14 protein-coding genes are annotated in these 11,924 nt (G+C 49.9%); 6 read left to right on the forward strand and 8 right to left on the reverse strand.

What is annotated here, in order from left to right; genetic code table 11:
• The first annotated feature begins 114 nt into the window (after positions 1-114).
• Complete coding sequence (locus Q4A85_RS12375; protein ID WP_303110808.1) at positions 115-2,307, forward strand: bifunctional (p)ppGpp synthetase/guanosine-3',5'-bis(diphosphate) 3'-pyrophosphohydrolase; 2,193 nt, start codon at positions 115-117, stop codon at positions 2,305-2,307.
• An 89-nt stretch (positions 2,308-2,396) separates the two neighbouring features.
• Here Q4A85_RS12375 and Q4A85_RS12380 read toward each other — a convergent pair whose 3' ends face one another.
• The 4 genes from Q4A85_RS12380 to Q4A85_RS12395 all read right to left on the reverse strand — a co-directional run bounded on the left by Q4A85_RS12380 (position 2,397) and on the right by Q4A85_RS12395 (position 4,607).
• The gene (locus Q4A85_RS12380; protein ID WP_303110825.1) at positions 2,397-3,077 is read right to left on the reverse strand and encodes a 7-cyano-7-deazaguanine/7-aminomethyl-7-deazaguanine transporter; all 681 of its coding nucleotides are present in this window, start codon (positions 3,075-3,077) and stop codon (positions 2,397-2,399) included.
• A 328-nt stretch (positions 3,078-3,405) separates the two neighbouring features.
• The gene (locus Q4A85_RS12385; protein ID WP_303110827.1) at positions 3,406-3,735 is read right to left on the reverse strand and encodes a hypothetical protein; all 330 of its coding nucleotides are present in this window, start codon (positions 3,733-3,735) and stop codon (positions 3,406-3,408) included.
• 55 nt (positions 3,736-3,790) lie between these two features.
• Positions 3,791-4,264, reverse strand: coding sequence for a preQ(1) synthase (gene queF / locus Q4A85_RS12390; RefSeq protein ID WP_303110828.1), 474 nt, complete (start codon positions 4,262-4,264; stop codon positions 3,791-3,793).
• A 175-nt stretch (positions 4,265-4,439) separates the two neighbouring features.
• Positions 4,440-4,607, reverse strand: a complete 168-nt coding sequence (locus Q4A85_RS12395; protein ID WP_303110830.1) for a hypothetical protein — start codon at positions 4,605-4,607, stop codon at positions 4,440-4,442.
• 17 nt (positions 4,608-4,624) lie between these two features.
• On the opposite strand from Q4A85_RS12395, the gene Q4A85_RS12400 reads away from it, so the two are divergent.
• The 5 genes from Q4A85_RS12400 (at position 4,625) to nth (ending at position 8,250) form a co-directional block, all read left to right on the forward strand.
• Positions 4,625-5,302: a DNA methyltransferase gene (locus Q4A85_RS12400; protein WP_303110832.1), complete on the forward strand. Its 678-nt coding sequence runs from the start codon at positions 4,625-4,627 to the stop codon at positions 5,300-5,302.
• Positions 5,299-5,985: a hypothetical protein gene (locus Q4A85_RS12405; protein WP_303110834.1), complete on the forward strand. Its 687-nt coding sequence runs from the start codon at positions 5,299-5,301 to the stop codon at positions 5,983-5,985. Before Q4A85_RS12400 ends, Q4A85_RS12405 begins: the two co-directional genes overlap by 4 nt.
• 44 nt (positions 5,986-6,029) lie before the next feature.
• Positions 6,030-7,175 (forward strand): GTPase ObgE, encoded by a 1,146-nt coding sequence (gene obgE / locus Q4A85_RS12410; protein ID WP_303110835.1) that lies wholly within the window; start codon positions 6,030-6,032, stop codon positions 7,173-7,175.
• 32 nt (positions 7,176-7,207) lie between these two features.
• Complete coding sequence (locus tag Q4A85_RS12415) at positions 7,208-7,525, forward strand: hypothetical protein (protein WP_303110836.1); 318 nt, start codon at positions 7,208-7,210, stop codon at positions 7,523-7,525.
• An 86-nt stretch (positions 7,526-7,611) separates the two neighbouring features.
• Positions 7,612-8,250 (forward strand): endonuclease III, encoded by a 639-nt coding sequence (gene nth, locus Q4A85_RS12420; RefSeq protein ID WP_303110838.1) that lies wholly within the window; start codon positions 7,612-7,614, stop codon positions 8,248-8,250.
• Between the two features lie 84 nt (positions 8,251-8,334).
• On the opposite strand, the gene rpsO is transcribed toward nth, so the two are convergent.
• The 4 genes from rpsO to rpsJ form a co-directional block, all read right to left on the reverse strand.
• On the reverse strand, positions 8,335-8,601 hold the full coding sequence (rpsO, locus tag Q4A85_RS12425; RefSeq protein ID WP_303110840.1) for a 30S ribosomal protein S15: 267 nt from the start codon (positions 8,599-8,601) through the stop codon (positions 8,335-8,337).
• Between the two features lie 305 nt (positions 8,602-8,906).
• Entirely contained in the window at positions 8,907-9,635 is a 729-nt protein-coding gene (aphA, locus tag Q4A85_RS12430; protein ID WP_303110841.1) for an acid phosphatase AphA, read from the reverse strand.
• Between the two features lie 303 nt (positions 9,636-9,938).
• On the reverse strand, positions 9,939-11,426 hold the full coding sequence (cls, locus tag Q4A85_RS12435) for a cardiolipin synthase (RefSeq protein WP_303110842.1): 1,488 nt from the start codon (positions 11,424-11,426) through the stop codon (positions 9,939-9,941).
• Between the two features lie 114 nt (positions 11,427-11,540).
• Complete coding sequence (rpsJ, locus tag Q4A85_RS12440; protein WP_002642322.1) at positions 11,541-11,852, reverse strand: 30S ribosomal protein S10; 312 nt, start codon at positions 11,850-11,852, stop codon at positions 11,541-11,543.
• Positions 11,853-11,924 lie beyond the last annotated feature (72 nt).

An 11,924-nucleotide genomic window follows, 5' to 3' on the forward strand; every position in this document is an offset into this window, starting at 1 on the left:
CCTTTGAAGTGTTGCAGGCTTATTTTTCCCAAACTGTTGTGTAAACAACGCGGTTTATTTCTACATATAATAAGCCCCGATGTAGTCCCACACACTCAAAAAAGGAAACCCACCATGAGCGAACTCGCCGACCTAGCCCAAGTCCAGCAAGACTACGCAGCCTATACCACCGCCCAATCTGAGCCCTATCAAAAAATGCTCATCGCCGCGCAACAGCTTGCCGCGCAGCATTATCCCCCCGAAGCCAAAACCCACATCGCCCGCGAACCTGTGTTACAGCATCTGCTTGCCGCCGCCAAAATGGTTGCCGACATGGATTTGCTGCCCGAAGCCGTTGCCGCCACCGTGTTAGCCGAAATTTCCAGCTATCTGCCCAACTGGCAAGAAACTGTGTCCGAGCAATGTGGCAAAACCGTGGTAACGCTGGTGCAAGGCATAGACGAAGTGCAAAAGCTCACCCAATTTGCCAAAGTGGACACGCTTGCCACGCCCGATGAACGCGCCGCGCAAGCCGAAGCCATGCGCAAAATGCTGCTGGCGATGGTGTCCGATATTCGCGTGGTGCTGATTAAACTCGCGCTGCGCACCCGCACCATGCAATTTTTGGGGCAAACGCCCGATAGCCCCGAAAAACGCGCCGTTGCCAAAGAAACGCTGGATATTTTCGCCCCGCTTGCCAACCGCTTGGGCGTGTGGCAGCTCAAATGGCAGCTTGAAGACTTGGGCTTTCGCCATCAAAACCCCGAAGAATACAAACGCATCGCCAAGCTATTGGAAGACAAACGCACCGAACGCTTGGAATACATTGACCATTTTCTCAACATCATCCGCAGCGAGATGGACAAAGTCGGCATTCAATACGATATAGCGGGGCGACCTAAACACATCTATTCCATCTACAAAAAAATGGTGAAGAAAAAGCTGGATTTTGATGGGCTATACGACATCCGCGCCGTGCGCATTTTGGTGAACACCATCCCCGAATGCTATGCCACGCTCGGCATCATCCACAGCCTGTTTCAGCCCATTCCAGGCGAGTTTGACGACTACATCGCCAACCCCAAAGGCAACGGCTACAAATCGCTGCATACCGTGATTGTAGGGCCCGAAGACAAAAGCATTGAAGTGCAAATCCGCACCTTTGAAATGCACCAATTCAACGAATTTGGCGTGGCAGCGCATTGGCGATACAAAGAAGGCGGCAAGGGCGACAGCGCGTATGAGCAAAAAATCGCATGGCTACGCCAGCTTTTAGATTGGCGCGAAAACATGGCAGAAAGCGGCAAAGAAGACCTGGCCGCCGCGTTCAAAACCGAATTGTTTAGCGACATCATTTATGTTTTAACCCCGCATGGCAAAGTGTTGTCGCTGCCCGCAGGCGCAACGCCGATTGACTTTGCCTACGCCTTGCACAGCAGCTTGGGCGACCGCTGCCGTGGCGCAAAAGTGGACGGGCAGATTGTGCCGCTGTCCACCCCGCTGGAAAACGGGCAGCGCGTGGAAATCATCGCCGCCAAAGAAGGGTATCCATCGGTGAACTGGCTGTATGAAGGCTGGGTGAAATCGCACAAGGCGATGAGCAAAATCCGCGCCTACATCCGCGCCCAAAATGCCGAAACGGTGCGCGAAGCGGGCAAAAGCCAGTTTGAAAAAATCATCGGCAAAATCAGCCCCAAGCCCAATCAGCAACAGCTTTGCGAGAAGCTGGGTTTCAGGCTGCTGGATGATTTGTTTACCGCGCTGGGGCAAGGCGAAATCACGCCCCGCGCCATCCAAAAAGCCTGCGGCGCGTTGGTTGAGCCTGCGCCCGTGCCCGTGAGCGCGACCAGCATTGTGAAAAAATCCAAAATCCAATCGGGCGACAAAAACGGCGTGCTGGTGGATGGCGAAGGCGGCTTGCTGACCACGCTGGCAAAATGCTGCAAACCCGCGCCGCCCGATTTAATCATCGGCTTTGTTACCCGCGAGCGCGGTGTATCCATCCATCGGCAAGGGTGCAGCGATTTTGAGCATCTGGCGAAACAATCGCCTGAAAAAGTGTTGCCCGCAAGCTGGGCGGCGTTGGATGCCAACCAAGTGTTTGCGATTGATATTGAAGTGCGCGCCAACGACCGCAGCGGCTTGCTGCGCGATGTGTCCGATGCGCTGGCGCGGTATAAAGTGAACGTTACCGCCGTGCAAATGCAAACGCGCGATTTAGAAGCCAGCATGCGCTTTACGCTGGAAATGAAAAAAGTGGACGAACTGCCGCGCGTGTTGGCGGGCGTGGCGGAAGTGAAAGGCGTGGCGAGCGTGGCGCGGATTTAGCAGTAAATTTGTCCCTTATGCCTATTTTTGCCTTGCATTTGCCATTTTATGACGCAAAATCCGCTACAAAAGTTGAATGTCAACACACACTAAGCAGCCTGAAACTGCTGCCCACTCTCTGCCAATTTTTTCAGCACATAATTCAACGCCACGCCGTAAGCGGGCACAAACAGCAGCGTGCAAATGGTGAGTTTGAACAGATAATCCACAAAGGCGATGTGCTGCCAGTTCGCCGCCATAAAGGCATCGTCGCTGCCTGCGAACGCGATGGCGAAAAACAGCAGCGTGTCCAGCGCGTTGCCCACGAATGTGGACGCGGTCGGCGCAATCCACCACGATTTAAGCTGGCGCAGTTTGTTGAACACAAAAATATCCATCAATTGCCCAAAGGCGTAGGCAGAAAAGCTGGCGAGCGCGATGCGGAACACAATGGGCACAAAGGTTTGCAGCGAAGCGATGCCTGTCCACGAGCCTTGTTGGAACAGCACGGAAAGGGCGTAGGACAGCAGCAGCGCGGGCAGCATCACAAAAAAGATGATTTTGCGCGCCAGCGTTTGCCCGAAGATGCGCACGGTTAAATCGGTGGCGAGAAAGATAAAGGGGAAAGTGAGCGCGCCCCATGTGGAATGGACTTCAAAGCCGTTGGGCAATGTGATGGTGAACGGGAATTGCACCAGATAGTTGCTGGATGCGATGACGGCGATGTGGAACAACACCAGCCAAAAAAGTGCTTGGGATTTTTGTTTGTTGGTAAACAGGTAGTTTTGCATAGGGTTTCCTAGTTTTGGTTTTGATTAAGAACCTGTATTCATGATTCGCATAGGTAGATTTGATGACATAAAAGCGTGGATACAAGGCAAAAAGCACAGCAAGGTTGGACACCTTGCGAGCATTTTTAACGCGGTAGCCGCGTTTTTAGGGCATTAAAGATGCCTATGGGAATAGTGAATACAGGTTCTTAATATCAACGCGGGAGGGTTACGAACCGCGCGGGGTTGAAAAGGGCAGCCTTTTTCAGGCTGCCTGCGAAAGGGGCGGATTATAAGGAAATTCTGCACCGCCGTGTGGATTATCCGTGCCTGGAAGGCAGCCTGAAAATCAATCCTGCCAACGGCAAGCCAATTTCTCCGTGCCGTTGAACACGACCGCCAAGGTTTTGCCTGACGGCGCGGCAGGCGGCTCGCAGCGCGCGGTAACGGTTTGCGTGCGGTAGCGCGCTTCCAATGACAGCTCGGCAATCGGCGCATCGGGCGAAACCTTGGCGTGCACGGCTCGTTTGGCAGAAAGCGGCTCAGCAGTTTCGTAAAGTATTCCAGGGTTGCGGTTAATCAGCACAGCATAAAGCGCGGCAGGCTCGCAGTGTGGCCGGTAATGGCAAGCGTAGTCATATCGGGGGCGGATTGGGCGGCGTGGCAGGCTGCCAGCCATGTGAACAAAACAGGCGGTATTTCATTTTCAGGCTGCCTCATGCTTATGCCGACGGCTATTGCCTGTCGTGCCCAAACAGTCGCTCGCGTGCCATCGCTTCAAACGCCGTGCCCTGTCGCCCATAGTTGGCAAACGGATGGATGGCAATACCGCCGCGCGGGGTAAACTCGCCGAACACTTCAATGTATTTCGGATTCATCAGCGCAATCAAATCTTTCATGATAATGTTGACGCAATCTTCGTGAAAATCGCCGTGGTTGCGAAAGCTGAACAGATACAGTTTCAGCGATTTGCTTTCCACCATTTTCGCATCGGGGATATAGCGGATAACGATGGTGGCAAAATCGGGCTGCCCCGTCATCGGGCAAAGGCTGGTGAACTCGGGGCAGATAAATTTCACAAAATAATCGTTATCGGGGTGCTTGTTATCAAACGATTCCAGCACTTCGGGCGCGTAGTCGGTGGGATATTGCGTTTTTTGGTTGCCCAGCAGCGTGATGCCGCCAAGCTCTTGTGGGGTGCGAGACATGGTTTTCCTTTCATTAAGAATCTGTATTCACTCTTTTCATAGGCACCTTTAATGCCCTAAAAACACGGCTACTGCGTTAAAAATGCGCGCAAGGTGTCCAACCTTGCTGTGCTTTTTGCCTTGTATCTGCGCTTTTATGTCATCAAATCTACCTAGAAAACAGTGAATACAGGTTCTAAAATCCATTTTCAGGCTGCCTAAGCGAACGGATTAAGGCAGCCTGAAAACGGTGCGGCGCATTGTAGCAAATATTCGGGCAAAGCTGCGCCAAGTCTTTTATAATGCGCTCGTTTTTCATTCTTTCAGGCAGCCTGAAACCGATTTTCAGGCTGCTTGAAGTCATTGTTTAGAAAGCGAAGTATGTTTAAAGACCAGCAACATTATTTATTACTCAACAAAAAAAACAAAATGGACGGCTTGGCTTTGCTAGATTTGCTTCGCAACGAAACCATTAAAGTCGTCTTTTTTGACCCGCAATATCGTGGCATCTTGGATAAAATGGCTTACGGCAATGAAGGCAAAAACCGAGGGCAGCAACGCTCAGGTTTGCCACAAATGTCAGAAGAAACCATTACCGCATTTATTCGGAAAATTGAACGCGTGCTATTGCCTAATGGTTATTTGTTTTTGTGGGTAGACAAATTTCATTTAGCAGAAGGTATGAAACCGTGGTTTGCTCGATTACCTAGTATGCAAGTAGTAGATATGATTACTTGGGACAAAAAGCGCATTGGTATGGGATACCGTAGTCGGCGCAGAAGTGAATATTTGGTTGTCGTTCAGAAATTTCCGCGTAAAGCCAAATCTACTTGGATACTACACGACATTCCTGATGTATGGGAAGAGAAATTAACCAATAAACCACATACACACGCTAAGCCTGTTGAATTACAAAAAAAACTGATTCTGGCAACCACGCAAGAACAAGACGTGGTACTTGACCCTGCATCGGGTGGCTATTCGGTTTTGTCGGCTTGCCAACAAACCAATCGTCAGTTTTTGGGTAGCGATTTAATTTTTGGAGCAGATAATTTATGAGCAAAATTCGTGATGCCAAAGGCAGATTAGATGGCGAAAATTCAGGCTATACGCGGGTTTTAGGAAATGTTGCGTTGGGACAATTATTATCGCGTGTGCAAGCCACAGTGATTGCTAACGGCAATGAGTTGGAACGGTTGATTGCTGAACGCTGCACACAAATTGCAGATATTGATGAATTTATTGATAACGCAACAATGGGCAAAATAAAAAATGGCGTTTATCTGTGTTTAAAAAAGACATTTAAAAAATCAAAAAAATACAGCAAAGGCGTTGAAAAAATTGAACCCGATATGTTGATATTTATCGTGCAAGAATATCGTGTTTGCAAAATTATTGAGCTTAAAGATGGCGATGCTTTTGATACCAAAAAATCGCAAGCAGAAAAGGAACATTTAGAAAAGTTTGCTACAATTTTTGGCTCAAAAATTCCTTTTTCAACAAATTACTACATATGCAGTTTTAATCAAGAAAAAAGAGAAATGATTAAAATAGGTTTTAAAAATGTCTTCGATGATGAACATATACTGACTGGGCGTGAACTATGCGAAATCTTATGCATTCAATATAATGAAATTATTGCTATACGCGAACGAGATAGACGAGATAATTTAGATTATTTTATTGAACAGCTTTTGCTTATTCCTGAAATAGAAACTGAATTGCAAAACCGGTTAGACTAATATTTTTCAGGCTGCCTAAACTATCCCAAACGAGAATCCAATCCATGAAATTTATAGACGAAGCCAAAATAGAAGTCTTTGGTGGACGCGGTGGCAACGGCGCAGCCAGTTTTCGCCGTGAAAAATTTGTGCCGCGTGGCGGGCCAGATGGCGGCGATGGCGGGCGTGGCGGCAGTGTGTTTGCCGTTGCCGATGAAAACGTGAACACGCTGGTGGAATACCGTTTTGTGAAACGCTATCAAGCCAAAAACGGCGAAAAAGGACACGGCAGCGACCGCTATGGCGCAGGTGCGGACGATATTGAACTGCATATGCCTGTGGGCACGCTGATTCGCGATGTAGACACCGATGAAATCGTTGCCGATTTAACCCACCACGGGCAGCGCGTGTGCGTGGCAAACGGCGGCAAAGGCGGCTTGGGCAATATTCACTTCAAATCATCGGTAAACCGCGCGCCCAAACAGTTTACCAACGGCGAAGAAGGCGAAGCGCGTACGTTGCAGTTGGAATTGAAAGTGCTGGCGGATGTGGGGCTACTGGGGATGCCCAACGCGGGCAAATCCACACTGATTCGCGCCGTTTCCGCCGCCCGCCCCAAAGTCGCCAATTATCCGTTTACTACGCTGCATCCCAATTTGGGCGTGGTGCGCATGGATGAAAACAACAGCTTTGTGATGGCGGATATTCCGGGATTGATTGAAGGCGCGGCAGAGGGCGCGGGCTTGGGACATCGATTTTTGAAGCATCTCTCGCGCACAGGCTTGCTACTGCACGTGGTAGATTTAGCCCCGTTTGACGACACCACCGACACCGCCGCCGAAGCCTTGGCGATTGTGAACGAGTTGCGAAAATACGACGAAGAGTTGTACGACAAACCGCGCTGGTTGGTACTCAATAAATTGGACATGCTGGACGAAGCGACCGCGCAGCAACGCACAGCGGATTTTCTCGCTGCCATCGGCTGGGACTACCCTGCCCCCGATGACCGCTTTGCATTTGACATGACCACGCCCAGATTGTTTAAAATTAGTGCCTTAACGCACGAGGGCACGCAAGAATTGGTGCAGCAGATTAACCAGTATATCGGCGAGAAAAAACGCCTGATGGCGGAAGCTGCGGCACAAGCCCAACGGCAGCCCGAAATGGATTTGCCTGAAACCAATCGTGATGTGTTTCAGGCGGAGCGTTGATTGATTAAACTTTGAATATATAAGGAAAGATTATGAAGATTGTAAAGACTTTGATTACTGTGGCGATTTTAGCTGGGGCGTATCATGTGTATAAATCCAATAACTTTACGATTATCCCACCAACAGATATAGAAGTTAAAGAAGCCATTCGCGTGGTATACCCTGAAATGAAAGATACGCGCAATAATATGCTTACCATTACTGACCCTTGCAAAAAAATCCAAGGCGGCATGATAGATGCGGTGTTCTCTTGCAAAGTAGAATTTTATTATCGTAGCAACAGCCAAAAAACGCATGTTGAAGATGTTCGCATCATCAAACGCAAAGGCAAATGGATCGTTAAACAATAACCGCCGCAAAACCATCATCCCATCCCTTTTCAGGCTGCCCACCCAAAAGGCAGCCTGAAAACTGTTTCCATCCTACGATAAGAACCATGAACCAACGCATCCGCCAAGAAATCTTTGAACGCCTGCGCGCCGCCAACCCCTACCCCACCACCGAACTCAATTTCAGCAGCCCGTTTGAGCTGCTGATTGCCGTGTTGCTATCGGCGCAAGCCACCGATAAAGGCGTAAACAAAGCCACCGAAAAACTGTTTGCCGTTGCCAATACGCCGCAAGCGATGCTGGATTTGAGGTTGGACGGCGTGCGCGAGTATGTGAAAACGATTGGGCTGTATCAAACCAAGTCCAAACACATTATGCAAACTTGCCGTGCGCTGTTAGAACAGCACAGCGGCGAAGTGCCGCAAACGCGCGAAGAGCTGGAAGCGTTGGCGGGCGTGGGGCGTAAAACGGCGAATGTGGTGCTGAACACCGCTTTTGGACAGCCCGTGATGGCGGTGGATACGCATATTTTTCGCGTTGCCAACCGCACAGGCTTGGCACGGGGTAAAACCGTGCGCGAAGTGGAAGACAAGCTGATGAAATATGTGCCCAAAGAATTTTTGCTCAACGCGCATCATTGGCTGATTTTGCACGGGCGATACACCTGCAAGGCGATTAAGCCGCAATGCCCAAGCTGCATCATCAACGATTTATGCGAGTATGGCGCAAAAGAAATGGCAGCTTGAAATAAAAAAATCAAAACAGCACAACAAAATAATTTCAGGCTGCCTTATGGTTCACACAAGGCAGCCTGAAAACTGTATTACCTATTATTTACGCAGACCCAAGCGGGTGATGACGTTGCGGTAGGTGTCTGCATCGGTGCGACGCAAGTAAGCCAATAGACGGCGGCGTGCGCTTACCATTTTCAACAAGCCGCGGCGGCTGTGTTTGTCTTTGGGGTTGGCTTTGAAGTGGGAGGTCAAATCGTTGATGCGGAAAGTGAGCAATGCGATTTGCACTTCGGATGAGCCTGTGTCGCCCTCTTTGCGTTGAAAGTCTTTGATAATTTGGGCTTTTTGTTCTACGGTTAGCATAGTAAATTTCCTAAAAAATAATGCCTTGCGGCGGACAAGTTTGCCGAGTAGCGTTACCCGTTTGCAAACTCCTGATTCGTTTGGCGTGAACCCAACGAGATGCGGATTATGCCATAGTTTGCAGCGCGATGCAGGATTTTTTTACACGCAACACGTTGATATTGCTTGTTTACGGGTTTGAGCTTTGCTACACAAGCCACCTTATGCTTGCTGCAAAAGCTGTATGCAAAATTTCAGGCTGCCTTAATCGCAAAGGCAGCCTGAAAATGTTTAACACATTGATTAAACGAGTTTAGTTGCAAAGATTAGTTAGATGAATCCACCAACACTTCTTCGCCGTAGCCACCGTTCACGGGCAAGGGGCGGTTGGTGCTTACTGATGGGCGAATCACGCGAATGCCGCGAATGCCTGCTTCGCGGGCGGCGAGTACGTCATCGTTGCTGTCGCCGTAGTGAATTTTGGATTGGGCTTTCACGATGTAGGCGGTTTTATCGTATTTGTAGGGCGCAACAGGCGTGTCGCGTGTGTAGCTGATGGGCTTCATGTTTTTCACGCCAAAGGTGCGTTCCAAGATTTTGGCGAGTTGGTCCATCGTGCCGTCTTTGTGTTTTTTGGCGGGGGTGCGCCCTGTGATGAACACCACTTGGTCGCCGCGCGCTTGGTGCATTTCAATCAATTTTTTGGCAGATTCTTTGGGGATGGAGCTTAAATCGCAGCCGTCGGCAACGTAGTCCCAGAATTTTTGGTTGTGCAGGTATTCAAAGCCGTTAGGCGACCATTTGTTGCGCCCGAAATAGAAGCATTGTGAAGACACGAGCACGGTGTCGTCGATGTCAAAGCTCACGGTCATGGGCGGCATATCTTTGATGCTGTCGCGGATTTCGTCCACAGTTACCCAGCGCACATCGGGGCTTTTCACAATGTCGGCGGAAGTGATGCCTTTGTGGTCATACGGCACTTTGGGGCCTTTGGCAAAGGCGGGGATGGCTGCCAGCATCAGCGCAGCAAGCACGGTTTGTTTCAACATAGACATGGTTTTCTCCTAATTGGAATTGGAAAGTGGTTAATTTTTGTTTACAGAAAAACAGCGATATTTTACGTTAGTTAATTTGATTTAGCAAACGTAGGCAAAATGGTTTTCAGGCTGCCTATTTAGGGGCTGTTGACAATCAACATTATTGGCGACTTTTTCGCCCTAAAACGGCATCTGCTACGTTAAAAATAATCGCATATGGATGGCATAGGCTCGCATTTTCGCCTTGCATCTGCCATTTTATGACGCAAAATCCGCTTCAAAAGTTGAATGTCAACAGCCCCTAAATAGGCAGCCTGAAAACTACAACAGCGGGCTAAACAAGCGCACCGTGTTTTCCACCAAGCCCCAAATCTTATCGCGCTGCTGCCAATGCGTGAGCGAAATCAGGCGGCTGTCGCGCAAATATTGCTGCTGCAACTGCGCGATGGCTTGCGTGGTGGGCGCATCGTAAATGGCAAGGCTGATTTCCAAGTTCAAGAAAAAGCTGCGCATATCCATGTTTACCGTGCCAAACAGCGCGTAATCGTTGTCCACCGTCAGCGTTTTGGCGTGCAGCAAGCCGCCGTCAAACAGCGCAATTTTTACGCCTGCATTCAACAGTTTAGGATAGTAAGCCTGCGAAGCCCAGCGCACGAGCAACGAATCCACCTTAGCAGGCAAAATCAAGGTAACGTCCACGCCGCGCTTGGCAGCGGTGGTTAGCGCGGTCAGCAGCAATTCATCGGGCACAAAATACGGCGTGGTAATCATCACGCGCGACTTGGCGGCATGGATGGCGCACACAATCGTTTCGTAAATCACAGGGTCGGATTGGTTGGGCGCAGACGGTATCACTTGGGCAATCGCATCGCCCGATTGGCGTTTAATCGTCAGCAATTCGGGGATTTTGTCGCTGATTTGCTCAATCTGCTGCTGCACTTCGGCTAAATTTTCATCGGTTTCCACCGCCACATCCGCATAAAACACCGCTGCCAATTCCAGCACAATCTCACCACGACAGCGCATCATCACGTCCACCCATTCGCCCACGCCCGCACCTTGCTTGAAATAGCGTGGGTCCACCAAATTAAAGCTGCCCGTGTAAGCCACCAAATTATCCACAATCAAAATCTTGCGGTGATTGCGCAAATCGCTGCGCGCGAAAAACGTTTTGAACACGCCCACAGGCAGCGCAGACACAATCCGCACGCCCGCTTCGCGCAACTGCGTTTCCCATTCGCTGCCAAAAAATGCGCCGCTGCCCACCGCGTCTGCCAAAATCGTGCATTCCACGCCACGCTTTGCCGCATCGCGCACCGCGCTGAGCAGTGTTTGAATTTTCCCTTGCGGTTCAATAATATAAAACGCCAACGCGCACGTTTGTTGGGCAGCCTGAATATCCGCCAGCATCGCATCAATAATCTCATCCGTTTGCGTGAGCAGGCGCATGGTGTTGTGTTCGCTCGGCGCAAGCCCCGTAACGCTGGTGGCAACATTGCTGATACCCTGATACCGCTGCTGCATTTTGTTGCTCACATCGGCATCATCGTCGCCCAAATGTTGCTCGGCAAACGCGCGATAAAACGCATTCATCTGCTCGCTGCGCTTGGCGCGCGCCGTTCCCAGCCGTGGTTCGCCAATCACAAAATACGCAATCACGCCAAACACAGGAAACACAAACAAAATAATCAGCCACGCAAATGCCGAGCCCGTGTTGCGCTGCTTGTACAACACGCGCACCACGCACACCACCACCGCCAAAATGTGCAGCCAAAGAAAAACTTGCGCCCAAGAAATATCCAAATCCATGTTTACATCCAATTAAAAAGTTGCAACAGCCCAAAATTTTAACCACGTTTGCGGCATAGGAAAAGGCAGCCTGAAAACGGTTAAGTGTTTTCAGGCTGCCTTTTGATTCAGCGATTATTGAACTTTAATTTCAACATCCACGCCTGCTGGCAAGTCCAGCTTCATCAGCGCGTCGGTTGTTTTGTCGGTCCAATCCACGATGTCCATCAAGCGCAAGTGCGTGCGGATTTCCAATTGTTCACGCGAAGTTTTGTTCACGTGTGGCGAACGCAAAATGTTGAAACGCTCAATTTTAGTAGGCAAAGGAATCGGACCTTTTACTACTGCGCCAGTGCGTTTGGCGGTTTCAACGATTTCTTGTGCCGAACGGTCAATCAAGCTGTAATCATACGCTTTCAAGCGGATACGGATTTTTTGGTTAGCCATCAGTCTGTATCCTTGTATTAAGCAATCACGCTAGCCACAACGCCCGCACCTACTGTGCGACCACCTTCGCGA

This window comes from Kingella sp. (in: b-proteobacteria) (assembly GCF_030527935.1).
Taxonomy (GTDB): domain Bacteria; phylum Pseudomonadota; class Gammaproteobacteria; order Burkholderiales; family Neisseriaceae; genus Kingella_B.